The 18,052-nt window shown below is 40.8% G+C and carries 14 protein-coding genes; 12 read left to right on the plus strand and 2 right to left on the minus strand.

Translation table 11 applies throughout. The features are described from left to right. The first annotated feature begins 5 nt into the window (after positions 1 to 5). The 10 genes from icd to LC454_RS12165 all read left to right on the plus strand — a co-directional run bounded on the left by icd (position 6) and on the right by LC454_RS12165 (position 11,541). Positions 6 to 1,268 carry an NADP-dependent isocitrate dehydrogenase gene (gene icd / locus LC454_RS12120; protein WP_223582643.1) on the plus strand — a complete coding sequence of 421 codons (1,263 nt, stop codon included), beginning with the start codon at positions 6 to 8 and terminating at the stop codon, positions 1,266 to 1,268. 56 nt (positions 1,269 to 1,324) lie between these two features. Further along, on the plus strand, positions 1,325 to 1,582 hold the full coding sequence (locus tag LC454_RS12125; protein WP_120260842.1) for a hypothetical protein: 258 nt from the start codon (positions 1,325 to 1,327) through the stop codon (positions 1,580 to 1,582). A gap of 187 nt (positions 1,583 to 1,769) precedes the next feature. Then, on the plus strand, positions 1,770 to 2,837 hold the full coding sequence (serC, locus tag LC454_RS12130; RefSeq protein ID WP_223582652.1) for a 3-phosphoserine/phosphohydroxythreonine transaminase: 1,068 nt from the start codon (positions 1,770 to 1,772) through the stop codon (positions 2,835 to 2,837). Positions 2,838 to 2,995: 158 nt separating this feature from the next. Continuing rightward, positions 2,996 to 3,943 (plus strand): D-2-hydroxyacid dehydrogenase, encoded by a 948-nt coding sequence (locus tag LC454_RS12135; protein ID WP_223582654.1) that lies wholly within the window; start codon positions 2,996 to 2,998, stop codon positions 3,941 to 3,943. 124 nt (positions 3,944 to 4,067) lie between these two features. Continuing rightward, positions 4,068 to 5,381 (plus strand): aspartate kinase, encoded by a 1,314-nt coding sequence (locus tag LC454_RS12140; RefSeq protein WP_223582656.1) that lies wholly within the window; start codon positions 4,068 to 4,070, stop codon positions 5,379 to 5,381. Positions 5,382 to 5,395: 14 nt separating this feature from the next. Continuing rightward, a complete protein-coding gene (lysA, locus tag LC454_RS12145) occupies positions 5,396 to 6,556 on the plus strand; it encodes a diaminopimelate decarboxylase (protein ID WP_223582658.1) in 1,161 nt (386 codons plus the stop codon). Between the two features lie 103 nt (positions 6,557 to 6,659). Beyond that, positions 6,660 to 7,421, plus strand: a complete 762-nt coding sequence (locus LC454_RS12150) for a prolipoprotein diacylglyceryl transferase (protein ID WP_223582660.1) — start codon at positions 6,660 to 6,662, stop codon at positions 7,419 to 7,421. Between the two features lie 3 nt (positions 7,422 to 7,424). Then, a complete protein-coding gene (locus tag LC454_RS12155) occupies positions 7,425 to 7,661 on the plus strand; it encodes a hypothetical protein (protein WP_120260848.1) in 237 nt (78 codons plus the stop codon). Between the two features lie 14 nt (positions 7,662 to 7,675). After that, the gene (locus tag LC454_RS12160; RefSeq protein WP_223582661.1) at positions 7,676 to 9,079 is read left to right on the plus strand and encodes a radical SAM protein; all 1,404 of its coding nucleotides are present in this window, start codon (positions 7,676 to 7,678) and stop codon (positions 9,077 to 9,079) included. Positions 9,080 to 9,216: 137 nt separating this feature from the next. Then, positions 9,217 to 11,541: a mechanosensitive ion channel family protein gene (locus tag LC454_RS12165; protein WP_223582662.1), complete on the plus strand. Its 2,325-nt coding sequence runs from the start codon at positions 9,217 to 9,219 to the stop codon at positions 11,539 to 11,541. Between the two features lie 49 nt (positions 11,542 to 11,590). Here the strand turns inward: LC454_RS12165 and LC454_RS12170 are convergent, their stop codons facing one another. Further along, on the minus strand, positions 11,591 to 12,421 hold the full coding sequence (locus LC454_RS12170; RefSeq protein ID WP_223582663.1) for an AraC family transcriptional regulator: 831 nt from the start codon (positions 12,419 to 12,421) through the stop codon (positions 11,591 to 11,593). Positions 12,422 to 12,528: 107 nt separating this feature from the next. Between LC454_RS12170 and LC454_RS12175 the strand changes: the two genes are divergently transcribed. Both LC454_RS12175 and LC454_RS12180 read left to right on the plus strand, forming a co-directional pair. Continuing rightward, the gene (locus tag LC454_RS12175; RefSeq protein WP_223582664.1) at positions 12,529 to 13,443 is read left to right on the plus strand and encodes an AEC family transporter; all 915 of its coding nucleotides are present in this window, start codon (positions 12,529 to 12,531) and stop codon (positions 13,441 to 13,443) included. Positions 13,444 to 13,579: 136 nt separating this feature from the next. Next, on the plus strand, positions 13,580 to 14,026 hold the full coding sequence (locus LC454_RS12180; RefSeq protein ID WP_223582665.1) for a DoxX family protein: 447 nt from the start codon (positions 13,580 to 13,582) through the stop codon (positions 14,024 to 14,026). A 46-nt stretch (positions 14,027 to 14,072) separates the two neighbouring features. Here LC454_RS12180 and purL read toward each other — a convergent pair whose 3' ends face one another. Next, positions 14,073 to 17,747: a phosphoribosylformylglycinamidine synthase gene (gene purL / locus LC454_RS12185; RefSeq protein WP_223582666.1), complete on the minus strand. Its 3,675-nt coding sequence runs from the start codon at positions 17,745 to 17,747 to the stop codon at positions 14,073 to 14,075. Between the last annotated feature and the right edge of the window lie 305 nt (positions 17,748 to 18,052).

The raw sequence follows: 18,052 nt of genomic DNA on the forward strand, positions 1-18,052 counted from the left end.
TGATTATGTCAAATAAGATTACAATGTCCAACGATGGAACACTACAAGTTCCAGATTCCCCAACGATTCCTTTTATCATAGGTGATGGTATAGGTCCTGACCTATGGCATGCCGCCGTGCGTGTTTTTGATAAAGCCGTGGAGAAAGCCTATAACGGACAACGAAAAGTAAGTTGGAAGGAAGTTTTGGCGGGGGAGAAAGCATTTGATGAAACCGGAGAGTGGTTGCCCAAAGCGACATTGGATCTATTGCGCGAATACCTGGTTGGTATAAAAGGGCCTTTGACCACACCTGTAGGTGGTGGCATACGCTCCTTGAATGTTGCCTTACGGAAGGATTTGGATCTCTATGTCTGCCAGCGACCGACGAAGTGGTTCCAAGGTGTGCCATCTCCGGTCAGACATCCAGAATATGTGGATATGGTCATATTTCGGGAGAATACCGAAGATATCTATGCCGGGATAGAGTTTCAGGCGGGAAGTGCAGAAGCCAATAAACTACAGGATTTTTTACATGACGACCTTGATATTGACTATAACTTTTCGAGTACCACGGGGGTAGGGGTCAAACTGGTTTCTGAAGAAGGATCCAAACGCTTGGTTCGAGCAGCGATTGAACATGCGATCCATTATGGATTACCCTCGGTGACTATAGTGCACAAGGGTAATATTATGAAATATACAGAAGGAGCCTTTAAAATCTGGGGTTTCGAGGTTGCAGAAACAGAATTTGCGGATAAGACCTATACTTGGGGGCAATGGGAACGTACCAAAGCAGCGCAAGGTGAGGCCGCGGCCAACCAGGAACAAAAAGAAGCCTTGGCTTCAGGTAAAATCTTGATTAAGGATATTATCGCGGACAACTTCCTGCAACAAATCTTGCTTAATCCGCGCGACTTTTCTGTGGTGGCAACCTTAAATCTAAACGGAGATTATATCTCGGATGCTTTGGCAGCCATGGTAGGCGGTATAGGGATTGCACCGGGGGCCAATATCAACTTTAAAACCGGTCACGCTGTTTTTGAAGCGACCCATGGTACAGCACCTCGGTTTGCAAATACAAATACCATGAATCCTTCATCCGTTATCCTGAGCGGTGTGATGATGTTTGAATACCTGGGCTGGACCGAAGTAGCGGCGGCAATTGTGCGCGCATTGGGGGAAACCATTATTGCGAAAACGGTCACTGTTGATTTTTACAATCTGATGGATGATGCGACCTTAGTGAAAACCAGTGAGTTTGCTGATCGGATCATCGAAAAATTATAAGGATTTTCTTTTTTAAGATATTAAGCAGAAATTTGACTAAAATTTCTGCTTTTTTTATGGACTACGACCAACTTCCTCCTTTTGTAAAGGAATCCACCGTTTTTAGTACGGAAGATAAAATTAAACTGGCAAAGTTAGACCGACTGCCTACACCGTTGGAGGTGGATGAGATTACGTCCTTGCCCGAAATTTACGAATTGTTAAATGCCTTTATTGGGGACCAATCCTCCCGTAACGTTCATCTTCAGCTTAAAGCAAAGGAGTATTTGCAAGATAATCAATTAGATATGGCTTGGAAAGTGATTCTTCTCTGATTGTTTTAATAACCAATAGGGATCTACTTGTGTAATATTTTTATTGAAATGATTCAGAATTTTGTAAATTTTCAATAAAAAAACAGAATAGTTGAAAAATATATAATTTTATTTTACCTTTGGTTTTTAAAACAACAGATTGCTTTACTAGGGTTCTGAATGAGCAGTCAAACAAACTATAACATCAATGAAACATAATTTTGGAGCAGGTCCATGTATTCTGCCAAAGGAAGTATTTCAACAAGCCTCAGAAGCTGTAATTGATTTTAACAACACAGGTTTATCAATTTTAGAGATCTCTCACCGTTCCAAAGAGTTTGAAGCAGTGATAGATGAGGCGACTCAGTTAGTAAGAGAATTATTAGCCGTACCACAAGGATATTCGATTCTTTTTTTGCAAGGTGGAGCGAGTCTGCAATTTGCGATGGCACCACTTAATCTTTTACCTGAAGGCGGTAAAGCTGCTTATTTGGATACAGGTGTATGGGCAACAAAGGCCTTAAAAGAAGCGAAGAAATTCGGAACAGTAGATGTTGTAGCTTCGTCGATTGATAAAAACTATTCTTATATACCTAAAGGGTATTCAATCCCTTCGGATGCTGCCTATTTTCACTATACTTCAAATAATACCATTTACGGTACTGAGGTGTTTGAAAAACCAGCGACGGAATTACCAGTGGTTGTAGATATGTCTTCAGATATTTTTTCCCGCGAGATCAATGTCGCAGATTACGATTTGATCTATGCTGGAGCACAAAAAAATATGGGTCCTGCTGGCGTAACACTAGTTATTGTGAAGGATGATATTTTAGGTAAATCAGGACGTGTTCTACCTTCGATGTTAGATTATAAATTGCATATCGATGGCGGTTCCATGTATAATACTCCTCCGGTATACTCGATCTTTGTTTCCATGTTGAACTTACGTTGGTTAAAAGCAAAAGGTGGTGTGCCAGTTTTAGAGCAAGAGAATATTATTAAAGCACGTGCTTTATACGATGAGATCGATCGCAACCCTTTATTTAAAGGCACTGCTGCTGTTGAAGACCGCTCACGCATGAACGTGACTTTCGTGATGGATACTCCTGAATTGGAAGCGGAATTCTTAGCTTTGGCAAAAGAACGTAATCTGATTGGTATCAAAGGACACCGTTCGGTAGGTGGCTTTAGAGCTTCTATCTACAATGCATTGCCTTTGAGCAGTATAAATGCGTTGATTGATGCCATGAAGGAATTTGAAGACACACGCAAATAGTCTATTCGGTCAAAAATATTTTGATGAAATCGTCGGATTCATTCCGTTCACATAGCTGTCCGAATGAATCTGATTGCTTCATCGCTTAAATAAACAATCAGGGTGTCACAGATTCATATATACAATGAAAAATCGACATTCATAAATAAATATAAAGGATGAAAATATTAGCAAATGACGGTATCGATCCACTAGGAAAGAAAATGTTGGAAGATGCTGGTCATACTGTAGATACAAATCATATACCACAAGAGGAGTTAGCTGAAAAGCTGCTTGCTTATGATGCAATCACTGTACGTAGCGCAACTAAAGTTCGTCAGGAATTAATTGATGGCTGCCCAAATTTGAAAGTAATCGGTCGTGGTGGCGTAGGAATGGATAATATTGACGTGGAATACGCACGTTCAAGAGGTATTGCTGTTGTCAATACTCCTGCTGCATCTTCTTTATCGGTGGCTGAATTGGTTTTTGCGCACCTTTTAAACGGTGTACGCTTTTTATATGACTCCAACCGCAAGATGCCTGTTGAAGGAAATACCAAATTCGGTGCTTTGAAAAAAGCCTATGGTGCCGGAACTGAGCTTCGCGGTAAAACAATCGGTATTGTTGGTTTTGGCCGTATCGGTCGTGAAGTGGCTAAAATCGCGATCGGTCTGGGAATGGATGTAGTCTATACAGATCTATTCGAAGGACCCAAAGGTTTAACGATTGAACTTTCTGGTGGTATTCAGGTTGAGGTTCCGATCAAACAGGTGGAAATGGAAGACTTATTAAAAGTTTCTGATTTTATTTCCTTGCACGTGCCATTTTTGGACAAACCAGCAATTGGCGCAGGAGAGTTTCCGCTGTTAAAAGATGGTGTTGGACTGGTCAATGCTTCTAGAGGCGGTGTTATTGATGAGTTGGAATTAGTGAAGGCATTAGATGCAGGTAAAGTAGCATTTGCAGGTTTAGATGTGTTTGACAACGAACCTACACCACGTGAGGAAATTTTAAAACATCCAAAGATTTCGTTGACACCACATATTGGCGCAGCGACAAATGAAGCACAAGAAAGAATCGGCGAAGAATTGGCCGGTTTACTGATCGAAAACTTGAAGAAGTAATTCTTCCGCATAGAACAAATATATGCGGCACAAAACTTTCATGATTTTGTGCCGCATTTTTTTTAATATACATTCATGAATTGCCTATATTGGCGCACAGAAATTTAATAATTGTAACTTTAGTATGAAAGTTTTAAAATTTGGTGGTACTTCAGTAGGAAGTGCAGTACGTATCAAAGGGTTGTTGGATATTGTAAACCCTTCGGAACGTCAGATCGTTGTGTTGTCCGCGGTAGCTGGAACGACAAATGCTTTAGTAGAAATTGGTCAAGCTTACACAGCAGGTAAGAAGGACGAGGCTAAGGATTTGATCAAGAAGCACAAGGATAAGTACGAAGACCTTATTAAGGAACTTTTTAATACTGAAGCCGGTTATAAAAACGGGAAGGAATTAATCGACTATCATTTTAACCTGATCTCTAGCTTGGCGAACGAGCTGTTTACGTCGATAGAAGAAAAGATTATTTTGGCGCAAGGAGAATTGATGTCTACAGCATTATGGCATTTTTACCTCAATGAAATCGGAATTCAGTCTGTCTTATTGCCGGCGTTGGATTTTATGAAAATCGACGAGGACAATGAGCCAATGGTGGAATACATCGGTGAGAAATTGAGTACCATTCTTGCTCAGCATCCCGAAAATACCTTGTTTATTACACAAGGATTTATCTGTAGAAATTCGTTTGGTGAAATTGATAACCTACGCCGTGGCGGATCGGATTATACAGCTTCATTGATTGGCGCAGCTATCCGTGCGGATGAGGTTCAGATCTGGACAGACATTGACGGTATGCACAACAATGACCCGCGTGTCGTAAAAGGGACAACACCGATAGCACATCTCAGCTTCGATGAGGCGGCCGAATTAGCTTATTTTGGGGCGAAGATATTACACCCTCAATCGGTATTTCCTGCACAAAAATATAATGTACCGGTGCGTCTGTTAAATACGATGGAGCCAAATGCTAAAGGAACATTAATTAGCAAAGATGGTGCACAAAAAGGTTGTATCCGGGCAATCGCGGCAAAAGATGGTATCACCGCAATTCATATTCATTCCTCAAGAATGTTGCTTGCTTACGGTTTCTTGCGTCGTGTTTTCGAGATTTTCGAACGCTATAAAACACCGATCGATATGATCACTACCTCAGAAGTAGCGGTTTCGTTGACCATAGATGATACCACCAATTTAGCCGATATTATTAAGGAAGTAGAAGATTTTGGATCTGTTACCGTAGATGGCGATCAGACAATTGTTTGTGTAGTCGGTGACTTTGGTTTGAATAGCCATGGTTATGCTGCACGTGTACTTGATGCTGTAAAACATCTTCCGGTCCGTATGATTTCATACGGTGGTTCGGATTTTAATGTATCCATTTTATTGAATTCGGATCATAAAACAGAGGCTTTACGTTCATTGCATAATCGTTTATTTTAAGAATTAGGTTTTATATGATAAATACAGCTATTGCAGCAAAATTTGCAGAGAAAGAAACGCCGTTTTATTACTATGACTTGGCCGTGTTAAACAACACCTTGGAAGCGGCTTACGCAGCTTCCCACAAAAGAGGATTCCATGTTCATTATGCATTGAAAGCTAATTTTAACGATGTGTTATTAAAAGCCATGCAACAGATCGGCTTCGGTGCGGACTGTGTGAGTGGAAATGAAGTGAAAAAAGCTATAGAGTGTGGTTTTGCGCCTCAGAATATTACCTTCGCCGGCGTTGGGAAATCGGATAAAGAGATCAATTACGCATTACAACAAAATATCTTTGCATTCAACGTAGAGTCTATTCAGGAGCTTGAAGTTATTAACGAATTGGCATCAAAACAAGGTGTGAAAGCGAATGTTGCATTGCGAATAAACCCGAATGTTGACGCGCATACACACCATTATATTACAACAGGACTCGACGAAAACAAATTTGGTATTCCAAATGCGGATCTGGAGAAATGTGCCGCTGTTCTCAAGAAATGTGATTTTATAGAATTGGTAGGCTTACACTTCCACGTCGGATCTCAGATTACCGATATGACGGTATTCAAAAGTTTGTGTGTAAAAGTTAACGAGTGGAAAAACTGGTTTGAGGAGCGTGGAACACAGATTCGTGTGTTGAACGTCGGTGGTGGCCTTGGGATAGATTATAAAAATCCAGATGGGAATCCAGTTCCAGATTTTGAAGCTTATTTTGATATTTTTGATCGTTTCCTAGAGCGTAAGCCACATCAGGAAGTTCATTTTGAACTGGGCAGGGCTTTGGTTGCTCAATGTGGAAGCTTGGTGAGCCGTGTATTATATGTTAAGAATGGTGTCAAGAAAAACTTTTTGGTACTGGATGCAGGGATGACTGAATTGATGCGACCAGCCTTGTATCAAGCTTACCATAAAATAGAAAATATTAGTGAAGGCAGCGCTACCGAAGCATTAAACTACGATGTTGTAGGGCCAATCTGTGAATCCTCGGATTGTTTTGGAAAGGAAGTACCTTTGCCGGTATCAAAACGTGGTGACTTGATCGCGATTCGTTCTGCAGGAGCTTATGGTGAAGTTATGGCTTCCCGCTATAATTTGAGAGAAGAAATCAGATTTGTCTACAGCGATCAATTGTAGGTAGCTATCCTAGACGGAGATAAGGAGATAAAGCCGGTTTATTTGTGAACCGGCTTTTGTTTTTTGGTGATCGATATCTGAATTGTCTTTTGTATACTTGCTTATGCTAACTGCAATCGAATTTCCTGTTACCATTGATTTATTTGGAAAGACCTTTCTCCTCCATCCCTTTATGGAAGGCTTGGGGATGTTTATGGGCATGCGTTATTATCAGCTTCTGAAATGGAAAGATAAGGAGAGCTTAGGTCACACCAACTCACTTTTAATTGTCATTGCAGCCGCTGTAGGAGCCTTGATCGGATCTCATGTGATCGGATCGCTTGAGCGCCCAGCGGAATTGTTTGGTGCCCTAAGTAAATGGCGTTATATCTGGCTAAATAATACGATTGTAGGTGGTCTGGCGGGTGGACTGGTCGGGGTGGAACTGATGAAAAAAATCATGCGCAAGCAAGAGAGCACGGGGGACCGCATGGTCTTTCCGCTGATTGTTGCGATTATGATCGGGCGGATAGGTTGTTTTTACACTGGGGTATTTGAGCAGACCTATGGCTTGCCTACGGAATGTCCATTGGGGATGTACCTTGGTGATACTTATCGCAGGCACCCGGTAGCTTTATACGAAATTGCATTTTTGATTCTGCTATTTATTTCCCTGCAATGGTTTAAACGGAGATTTATATTCCAAAATGGCGTACTGTTTCAGTTTTTCATGCTCAGCTATTTCAGCTTTCGTTTTTTATTGGATTTTATCAAGCCAAGGGTAGTTATTCTTTTCGGAATGAGTACAATACAAATTACCTGTCTTGTCGTGATAATTTATTATATTTATTTATTGAATAATACGCATATAGAAAGGAAGGTCTAAGTTATGTATTTACTCGAAGGGTCATTTGGTTCGGAAAACACAGCTGTATTGGGCTTGTTTTTACTGTTTGGAGGAGCTATAGTCATCGGAATAGCACTTTTGGTCATTATTATTGGTTCGATTATGAAATCCAATAATAAAGAGTCTACATTTAATGTCAACCTTTGGCTTAAAGTGCTTTTGGGTGGTGTTGGAGCGATGATCGCAGGTGGAGTTGCCTGTGGGATAGCATTAAGTTAATAACGATAAGATATATGCCAGTTAGAAATTATACCTATTACGATTATACCATTAGTCTGTGTCCGACCTGTCTTTCGCGCGTAGGGGCAAAAATTATCATCGAAGATGAAAAGGTTTTTATGACCAAAAATTGCCCTGATCATGGTTTTTTCAAAACCCTGATCGCCACAGATGTTGAATATTATAAAAATATCCGAAATTATAACAAAGCGTCTGAGACGCCATTGAAATTTGAGAACGAGGTTCATTTTGGCTGCCCGTATGATTGTGGCCTCTGTGTCGATCATGAACAACACAGCTGCCTGTCTATCGTTGAGGTGACCGATCGTTGCAACCTGACATGCCCGACCTGCTACGCCATGTCTTCACCTCATTATGGGCGGCATCGTTCACTGGAGGAAATCGAACGCATGTTTGACAAGATTGTCGAAAATGAGGGCGAGCCTGATGTTGTTCAGATTAGTGGCGGAGAACCAACTATTCATCCGGAGTTTTTTAAGATTTTGGATATCGCTAAAACAAAGCCAATTAAGCATTTGATGCTGAATACCAATGGTATCCGGATTGCGAATGACCCTGGATTTGCTGAACAGCTAGCAACCTATGCTCCGGAATTTGAAATTTACCTCCAATTTGATTCTTTCCGTCCGGCTGTGCTGGAGAAATTTAGAGGAAAGGATTTGACCGATGTACGGAAAAAGGCAATCGACAAGCTCAATGCGTTAAACCTAAGTACGACACTTGTCGTTGTCCTGGAAAAAGGAACCAACGATGATGAGATCGGAGCGATATTGGATTATGCTTTGAATCAGCGTTGTGTTCGTGGTGTAACCTTTCAGCCCGTAGAAATTGCCGGTAGAAATGCGGAGGATGCACAGCAGCATAAGATGACCCTCACTGAGGTCAGACAGGAAATCTTAGATCAGTACCCGCTCTTGAATCCGCATGATATCATTCCCGTACCTTGCAACCCAGACGCTTTGGCTATGGGCTATGTGCTTAAGATTGGTGATGAAAGGATTCCGCTAACACGGCATATTGACCCCGCTGTACTCTTGAATAATCAGTCACGCAATACCATTGTGTATGAACAGGACACTGGTGTGCAGATGCAGTTGCTGGATATTTTTAGTACCGGTATTTCGGTGGATAAAGTAAAACCAAAGGTCAATCAATTGCTTTGCTGCCTGCCTGATGTGTGTGCTCCTGAGCTGGATTATGATAATCTTTTCCGCATCATTATCATGAATTTTATGGATGCTTATGACTTCGATGTCCGTGCGGTCAAAAAATCCTGCGTACATATTGTCAATAAAGATTTAAAGCTAATCCCCTTTGAGACAATGAATCTGTTTTACCGTGATGACAAAGTCAAGCGTTTGGAAGAACTTAAATTATCAGATGCTATACGATTTTAAGCTTAGATAAGCTATTTTTGTCGGAAAAATAATAATCGTTATCGGCTTTCCTGAAACTTCATTTTGCGGAGTTCTCCTGTGAGGCACAGGTTATTATTTAGAGAGATTAACATATTGGGCGTATGAAATTGAGCAGCATGAAGCATTTCATTGTTTTTATAATAAGTCTATTGGCATTGCATCTGTATGCTATCGGACAAGATTCGGTTCAGGTAAGAAGAGGTGTCAGTACCGATAGATCACAGCCGCATACTGGTTTAAATAGAAGATCTGGTTCCGATTCGACAAGAGTAGGGAACGATTCGCTGCGGAATGACCTGCGTAAGGTAAATTTGACATTTTTGTCCAATATCCGTACAGCCTCTATGGCTGAGTTTGTCGCTCAGTTAAATGAAAAATCCAACTCTTATGCCTCGACAAGTGCCAATTCCGCAAAAGATTCTGTCGCAACAATAAAAAATGCGATTTCCGAAGAAATCAGACAACTTAAATCGATCAAAGGGAGTATTGCAAATTATTCCAACAGTTTAAGTGGCACGAAAGACCAAATCCGTAATATCGTCAATCATTATGATATCAGTGCCAATAATCATGCTAGGGCACATCAATACCTGAATAGCGCTGAACTTAAGTTATCGTCAAAGATGGATTCGCTGGAAATGATCAATCGCACGATAGATGAGCTTATCCTAAAGAACCAGCGGCACCTCAACAGATTGGATCTGATTACTGAAACAAAAACTGCTGCGAAGAAGTCTACTACCGCTCCTGGTAAAAGTTCCATTTGGAAGGCCAATACGACAAGTATCTCGAAAGATGTTATTTTAGACAATATTCGCAGTAATTATAGTAACAATAAATCCATTGATAAATATGTGAATCGTACAGATTGGGCGAGCCGGATTCTATTGATTGTGCTGGGACTGGCTTATTCATATTGGATTGTGCGGGTTGCCTATGTGCTGAAACAAAATGATCCATCTAATAAACTTGCTATTGATGCTATTGTTGGAAAAACAATTATTTTCCTGCTGACCTTATTGCCCTTTGTCAATTTCTTCACGCCAACTTTCATCTTACAAGCGTCTCAACTGGTGATCATGTTAATTTTTATGTATTTGCTAAGACATAAAATGACTGGACAACAACGTAAGATCGCGCTAATTCTGATCATCTTTTACCTATTGGATGTTTTTGTCAATATGATTGTGAGTGATGATCTGTTTTTACGTATTGTTTGTATTGGTTTTAATCTAATCGCATTGGGATTGGTAAGTTATACTAAACGGCGTATAAAGAATCCAGAGAGTCCGGGTTATATCAGTAATTTTATCTACGTGGTATTTGCGATCTTAAATATCACGGCGATTACATTGAATGTCATTGGGCATGTAGAGCATTCACGCAGTTTCAGTATAGCCTGTGCGGTAGGCTTGGTACAGTCATTTACCTTACAATATTTTACGGACATGATCAAATTGGATGTCCGTAATCAATTCAAAAAAGACCGCTTGGTGGCGGGATTTTGGATGCGTTTTAATGAACAGCGCACGCTGACGATTATAACAGAGATCCTTCGGATTGTATGTATCCTTTTGGCAATTATTGTTTTGGCCAATAATCTTCAGTTTATCGAAACCTTATTGGCGCTTAGTGAAACATTCTTTGGAAAAGTGCGTAGTATCGGCAGTATATCGTTCACTTTGGGGAACCTTGTTGTTGCGGTTTTGCTCTTGCTGGTCGCCAATTGGTTTCAAAAGAATATTAGCCTCATCGTACTCGGTGGTGAAGATGGTCAGTTAAATCAAGCCTATAATCAAAAAATGACGCTGTTCCCGTTATTTCGTTTGGCGATTATTCTGGTTGGGTTTTTTATTGCTATTTCCGCTTTGGGGATGAGCTTGGATAAACTTACCGTCGTTATCGGGGCGCTGAGTGTGGGGATAGGTTTGGGGATGCAAAATATCATCAACAACTTTGTATCTGGGATTATTCTCGTTTTTGATAAGCCTTTCCGCGTGGGAGACCAGATTGAACTCGCCGATAAAAAGGGGCGTGTCAAGGAGATCGGTATTCGTGCAAGTGTATTGAAAACTGCCGATGGTGCTGATGTAATTATTCCAAACGGTGATTTGCTGTCGGGTAGATTAGTCAATTGGACATTATCTCAAGAGTACAGTCGGACAAGTTTTGTCCTCCATATCGATCGAAAGACGGACCTTGACGAAGCCAAACAATGGATTAATGCGGCTATAGCGGCGAGCCCACATTTCGTCAAGGAAAGAGATAGTGGTATCAGCGTGCAAGACATTAGCGAAGAAATGATTTATTTAAGTGTTTTCTGCTGGGTAAATTTCGCGGCGAATGCCTCATCTCTGAAAAATGATGTGTTAGTTGTCCTCTATAAACAGTTTGAGGAAAAGGGACTGAAATTCTATAGTGTATTGCCTCCTAAATCTTGATAGGCACCAGTGTCTTTTGTATGTTGCATGCTTGGGGTGGATCATAGGATTACTTTGTCTGTTGTTGCCGATATGCTTTGGGGCTGTAACCCTTTGTGCGCTTGTAGAAATGGGATAAGTGGCTTTCGTCGACAAAGCCCAGTTCTTCGGCAATCTGTTTGAGTGTATATGCAGTGGACTTAAGCCGATGTTCTATTAATTCGATTCGGTACATGGTGATGTAGTCTCTCAGGCTACTCCCAAAGTTTTTCTTGAAATAAATGCCAAAATAAGTCGGGGAGAGGTTAAATTTCTGAGCAATCGTTTTTAGCTGAAGATACTCTGGGGTAAAGATATGCTGGTGGATATAAGCCGAAATGGAGCTGTCGATGTGCAGCGTATGTGCCTGTGGCAAGCGCTGTATTTCGGATATTTCCTTATAGCGACCAAAGATAGCAACCAGTTGATCAAACAGCCATTGTGATGTCTGGTTGATAGCGGTAATACAGTATAGCCGGACCGCTTCCATAAGATGGGAATAAATCAAACGATCGTGATCGGTCATGTGTAATTTACTTTCTCGCAATCCTCTGTCGTTCATTAATTCCATTATCCAGGCGTAGAGTTTTTGCTGACGCCGATTTTGCATAAAATAGCTATCCGTAAAAAGAATGAATAGGAAATGTGTTTTTTCGTGAATATTAAAGTAATGTTTATCTGCTGGGCTAACAAGAAAAATATCACCGCGTTCATAATCCAATTCAAATTTATTGATGATATGTTTCCCCTGTCCGCTGCGTATATAAACAAGTTCATAATAATTTTGCTCATGCATAGGCAGGTGGAAAGTTTCTTCCACAAACTCACTGATCAATAATGGTTCGAATTGTTTCTTTCGCATGATTTTTTTGTGTATCGTGTTAAATGTACATAAAAATAATGTATTTATACATGTTTTTACTAAGCATACTATTGCACTTTTGTGTCGTATAAAATTGTAGAGAAAACATGGTGAATTTTATAATGATTGCGTTTTGTATTGCTGCTGGTATGCTGTTGCGAAGGACAAATTTAATCCACGCTGAGGCGCATAAAGGAATCAATACCTGGATACTTTATTTTGCTCTTCCGGCGGTTTCGTTTAAATATATTCCAAAGATCGTATGGTCGTCACAGTTGTTGTTTCCGATCTTTTCGGCAGTTTTGGTTTGGGCCGGAAGCTGGTTATTTATGGAATGGTATTGTAGGCGAAAATCCTATAAGCAACGTTCCAGGAGCAGTCTGGAATTGGCGGCAGGCTATAGCAATACATCCTTCATCGGGTTTCCATTGATTATGGCTTATTTTGGCGAGGCGCAACTACCGATTGCAATCATTTGTGACCAGACGACATTTATTCTATTATCTACTGCTGGTATCATCAATGCGCTTAAAGCAAATCTTCAGGAAGGGCAATCCATTGAGGCCAAATTTATGATCAGGAAACTGATTACTTTTCCGCCATTGATCGGTTGTCTTCTTGCATTGACTTTATCTCAGTTTATTGATTTTAGTGTTGCCGAACCTTTTTTTGATAAACTCGTGGCGACAGTAGGACCATTGGCACTATTTTCTATCGGTTTACAGTTGAAATTCGAGGGCTGGCGCCAACAATTCGCACAGATTAGTACAGCCATGATCTATAAATTAATTTTGGCTCCCGCATTGGTTTTGCTATTTGCATTGTTACTTGGAGTAAAGGGGCCTGTGGCGCGAATCAGTATTTTCGAAGCTGCCATGCCCACCTTAGTCACCTCAGGGATCATCGCTGAACAATATCATCTCAATGCAAAGTTGGTGAATCTTGTTATCGGGTTTAGTATTGTAATCGGGCTAATGACAACGGCCTTATGGGATCTTGTGATCCGGTTTGCGATAGCCTAATGTTTCGTTCAACCTTTTTGAAGGACTTCGATCCCATGTAAGGGCAATGGTCTGTGTATTAAAATGATACTGAGCTACAACTTTTTTGCAATTCAGTTGTTATAGCAGTATAACCATCGATAAAAGGAGGTATGTTATGAACCTGATACATAGAATTGAGCATTGGGGAAATGTCCATCACCCACAATGGATTGATTACCTAAGAATTGCCTTGGGTATTATGATTTTCGCCAAAGGTATAACTTTTGTAAACGATAGGCAAGTGGTTGAGCACATGATCGAACAAAGTAGCTTTCACCTGTCTGTTTGGGGTGCCGTTCACTATGTGGTATTTACGCACTTGGTTGGCGGGTTATTCCTTATTTTGGGTTTTCAAACCCGTTTAGCTTCTTTATTATTGTTACCAGTCTTGGTGGGAGCTGTCTTTTTTGTTAATATCACCAATGGTTTTAGTTATGTGAATTCCGAATTGTGGCTTTCTATAGTCGTATTCTTTTTGTTGATCTTTTTTATGGTCATGGGATCTGGAAAATATTCCCTTGACAATATGATGAACAAACCAGGATATAAAAGGGATATCTAAAAAAAGAAGCTCCTTCATAGATGAAGGAGCTTTTATGTAGTGCTTATTACTTGCTTTGATTGTCAATCCAATTGCGGGCATTGACGAAAGCCTCTAACCAAGGAGAAACTTCATCCTGACGTCCTTTTGGATAGTTTGCCCAATGCCATTGGAAAATTGAGCGCTCGATATGCGGCATTGTGGCCAAATGGCGACCAGTTTTATCGCAGATCATCGCTGTATTGTAATCCGAGCCATTTGGATTGTGCGGATATTGCTCATAACCGTATTTCGCAACAATATTGTATTGTTCCTCTGCATACGGTAGATTGAATTTTCCTTCACCATGTGAAATCCAAACACCCAATGTACTTCCTGCTAATGTAGAAAGCATAACAGAGTTATTTTCCTGAACTTTCACGGAAATGAAATTTGACTCGTGTTTGCCTGAAGTGTTGTGCAACATTTTACCATGAACCTCGTGCTCCGGATTGATCATTTCCAATTCCATAAACAACTGGCATCCATTACAGATACCAATCGAAAGCGTGTCTGGGCGTGCAAAGAAATCGGTCAATGCCTTTTTCGCTTTCTCATTGTAGAGGAATGCTCCGGCCCATCCTTTTGCCGAACCCAGTACATCCGAGTTGGAGAATCCACCAACAGCACCGATAAATTGAATGTCTTCCAAAGTCTCACGGCCTGAAATCAAGTCAGTCATATGAACATCCTTCACATCAAAACCTGCTAAGAACATCGCATTTGCCATCTCGCGTTCCGAGTTGGAGCCCTTTTCTCGAAGAATTGCCGCTTTTGGACGTGCTTTACTTCCGTCGATCACCGGTTTTTTGCCGTTGAACTGACTTGGAAAGGTAAATGTTAAAGGTTGATTTTTATAGTTATCGAAACGTTGTTGTGCAGTTCCGTTTTTCGATTGTTTCGAATCCAATAGGAATGAAGTGGTCGACCAAACATCACGTGTTGCCGCAACATCAAAGCTGAAGTTCTCTTCTCCATTTTTGATGGTAACGGTGTTCCCTGCTACCGCCTGACCAATTTTTATGGCATCTACGCCAGCTTCTTTAACAGCTTGCTCGAAAACAGTGTCATTTTTAGCTTGAAGCACAAGTCCAATATTTTCACTGAACAATACTTTTACAGCATCAGACTCATTTAATCCCGAAAGGTCATAATTTGCAGCCAAATTCACATCTGCAAATGTCATTTCCAAAAGGGTCGTGATCAAACCACCGGATCCGATATCATGACCGGCTTCGATTTGATTATCGTTGATTAATTGCTGAACGGTATTGAATGCTGTTTTGAAATAATTTGCATCTTGAATTGTAGGAACTTCTATGCCTAATTTGTTGACAATCTGAGCGAAAGACGAACCACCTAATTTGAAGTTGTCTTTTGATAGATTGATGTAGTAAATGGATCCTGCATTTTTGTTTAATACGGGTTCAACTACTTTAGTAATATCCGTACAATTTCCAGCTGCTGAAATAATCAATGTGCCGGGAGCAATTACATTCTCACCATTTGGATATTTTTGCTTCATCGATAAGGAGTCTTTTCCTGTAGGGATATTGATTCCTAGTGCGATTGTAAAATCCGAACAAGCTTTGACAGCCTGATAAAGTCGAGCATCTTCACCTTCGTTATTTGCGGCCCACATCCAGTTGGCCGACAATGAGATGCCTGCAAGACCATTTATAATCGGTGCAAATACGATATTTGATAATGATTCTGCGATAGCAGTTTTACTAGCCGCTGCCGGATCAATTAATGCTGCGACAGGGGAGTGTCCTATCGTTGTTGCGATACCCTCTTTTCCTTTGTAGTCAAGAGCCATGACACCAACGTTATTTAAAGGTAACTGTAATGGACCTGCACATTGTTGTTTGGCAACACGGCCACCCACACAACGGTCCACTTTATTGGTCAACCAATCTTTGGAAGCCACAGCCTCCAATTGTAGGACCTGATTTAAGTAGCTCGGGATATTCGCGGAATCATAGGTAAGATCTGCATAATTACGAGCAACTATTTTATCACGCATAAAGGTCTTTGGTGAGGAACCAAAGAAATCCTCTAAGGCATAATCCATTGGTTTGGCGCCATTGCTTTTTGATGCAAATGTGAAGCGGTGATCTCCAGTGACGTCACCTACGGTGTACATTGGTGCACGTTCACGATCAGCAACACGTTTTAGGATTGCAATATCATCTTCAGCAATCACCAAGCCCATTCTTTCCTGAGACTCATTGCCGATGATTTCTTTTGCTGAAAGGGTAGGATCACCTACCGGAAGTGCATCAAGATCAATTAAACCGCCTGTTTCCTCCACCAATTCGGATAGACAGTTGAGGTGTCCACCAGCGCCATGGTCATGGATAGAGACAATTGGGTTATGATCCGCTTCAACTAAGCTTCGTACAGCATTGGCCGCACGTTTTTGCATTTCCGGATTTGAACGTTGAATGGCATTCAATTCAATGCCTGACCCGAAAGCGCCTGTATCAGCAGAAGATACTGCAGCACCTCCCATACCGATACGGTAATTTTCACCCCCTAAGATGACGATTTTATCACCTATTTTTGGGGTATGTTTTTTGGCTTGATCCAATTTTCCATAACCGACACCACCAGCTTGCATGATGACTTTGTCATAACCAAGCTTACGGCCTTCTTCTTCATGTTCGAAGGTCAGTACAGATCCCGTAATCAAGGGTTGTCCGAATTTATTACCAAAGTCAGAAGCTCCATTGGAAGCTTTGATAAGGATATCCACTGGTGTTTGGTAAAGCCATTGGCGTTCTGGCATTGCTTTCTCCCAAGGACGATCTTGCAATAGACGTGAATAGGCTGTCATATAGACCGCGGTACCCGCCAAAGGAATCGCGCCTTGACCACCGGCCATACGGTCACGAATTTCACCTCCTGATCCTGTCGCCGCTCCAGAGAAAGGCTCTACAGTCGTTGGGAAATTGTGGGTTTCGGCTTTTACGGATAAAACAGAATCGAAAGATTTCTCCTCGTAAAAGTCAGGCTTATCAGCGGATTTAGGTGCAAACTGGGTGACCCGTGGGCCTTTAATAAAGGCTACGTTGTCTTTATACGCAGAAACAATCTCATTTGGATTTGTTTCGGAAGTTTTCTTGATTAATTTAAATAGGGAAGTAGGTTGTTCTTCACCATCAATGATAAATGTACCATTGAAAATCTTATGTCTACAGTGCTCGGAATTAGCTTGTGAAAAAGCAAAGACCTCGGAGTCTGTTAAAAGACGTCCCAATTTGGTGGCAAGATTGTTTAGGTAGGCTACTTCTTCCGGATTTAATGCCAATCCTTCGGATTTGTTGTAGGCGTCAATGTCTTCAATTTCCAAAATAGGTTCTGGTGTGATGTTGACCGTATACATATCCTGCGTCAACATACTGAACTTTTGCGAAATCATTGGATCGAAATCATTGAAATCTGCTGGTACCGGTTGAAATTCTTCGATACGAACAATTCCTCCAATACCCATGTTCTGTGTGATTTCTACTGCATTGGTACTCCAAGGAGTGACCATCGCTGCGCGGGGGCCTACAAAGTAATGGTTAAGGGTTTGGTCGTCGAGTTTTTTGGCGTTGCCGAATAGCCAGTTGAGTTTAGTAATGTCTTCTTGTGATAAAGAGTTTACGCTTTGAACACCATATACGGTGTTCGATGGGTTCTCAAAGAAATGAATCATTATAAATGTTTGTTTTGAACGTTCTTCAAATTAAAGCACAAAGTTACATATTATTTTTATGGAAATGATTGAATTTTGATTAAAAAATAGTGGTTACTATTCGGTTTAAAAACAGTGAAATAACGGTTCTAATGTAAATAAATGTAAAGTTGTGTTAATTCGTGTAAATAAATGTTATCATTCTACCCGCTATTAGGATAGGTCGCTTGTAGGTGGTAGATTCGTAAACCCTATTCCCTATGAGTATAACATGATCGAGCCTTGGGATGTGGATCTAATGCGTATCCCAAGGCAAAGATTGAATT

Origin of the sequence: Sphingobacterium sp. GVS05A, from assembly GCF_019969845.1 — a bacterium.
Lineage (GTDB): Bacteria > Bacteroidota > Bacteroidia > Sphingobacteriales > Sphingobacteriaceae > Sphingobacterium.

What these genes read in the sequence shown, in the direction of transcription:
- icd (WP_223582643.1), top strand. Translation starts at nt 6, where the DNA reads ATGTCAAATAAGATTACAATGTCCAACGATGGAACACTACAAGTTCCA.
- LC454_RS12125 (WP_120260842.1), top strand. Translation starts at nt 1,325, where the DNA reads ATGGACTACGACCAACTTCCTCCTTTTGTAAAGGAATCCACCGTTTTT.
- serC (WP_223582652.1), top strand. Translation starts at nt 1,770, where the DNA reads ATGAAACATAATTTTGGAGCAGGTCCATGTATTCTGCCAAAGGAAGTA.
- LC454_RS12135 (WP_223582654.1), top strand. Translation starts at nt 2,996, where the DNA reads ATGAAAATATTAGCAAATGACGGTATCGATCCACTAGGAAAGAAAATG.
- LC454_RS12140 (WP_223582656.1), top strand. Translation starts at nt 4,068, where the DNA reads ATGAAAGTTTTAAAATTTGGTGGTACTTCAGTAGGAAGTGCAGTACGT.
- lysA (WP_223582658.1), top strand. Translation starts at nt 5,396, where the DNA reads ATGATAAATACAGCTATTGCAGCAAAATTTGCAGAGAAAGAAACGCCG.
- LC454_RS12150 (WP_223582660.1), top strand. Translation starts at nt 6,660, where the DNA reads ATGCTAACTGCAATCGAATTTCCTGTTACCATTGATTTATTTGGAAAG.
- LC454_RS12155 (WP_120260848.1), top strand. Translation starts at nt 7,425, where the DNA reads ATGTATTTACTCGAAGGGTCATTTGGTTCGGAAAACACAGCTGTATTG.
- LC454_RS12160 (WP_223582661.1), top strand. Translation starts at nt 7,676, where the DNA reads ATGCCAGTTAGAAATTATACCTATTACGATTATACCATTAGTCTGTGT.
- LC454_RS12165 (WP_223582662.1), top strand. Translation starts at nt 9,217, where the DNA reads ATGAAGCATTTCATTGTTTTTATAATAAGTCTATTGGCATTGCATCTG.
- LC454_RS12170 (WP_223582663.1), bottom strand. Translation starts at nt 12,421, where the DNA reads ATGCGAAAGAAACAATTCGAACCATTATTGATCAGTGAGTTTGTGGAA.
- LC454_RS12175 (WP_223582664.1), top strand. Translation starts at nt 12,529, where the DNA reads ATGGTGAATTTTATAATGATTGCGTTTTGTATTGCTGCTGGTATGCTG.
- LC454_RS12180 (WP_223582665.1), top strand. Translation starts at nt 13,580, where the DNA reads ATGAACCTGATACATAGAATTGAGCATTGGGGAAATGTCCATCACCCA.
- purL (WP_223582666.1), bottom strand. Translation starts at nt 17,747, where the DNA reads ATGATTCATTTCTTTGAGAACCCATCGAACACCGTATATGGTGTTCAA.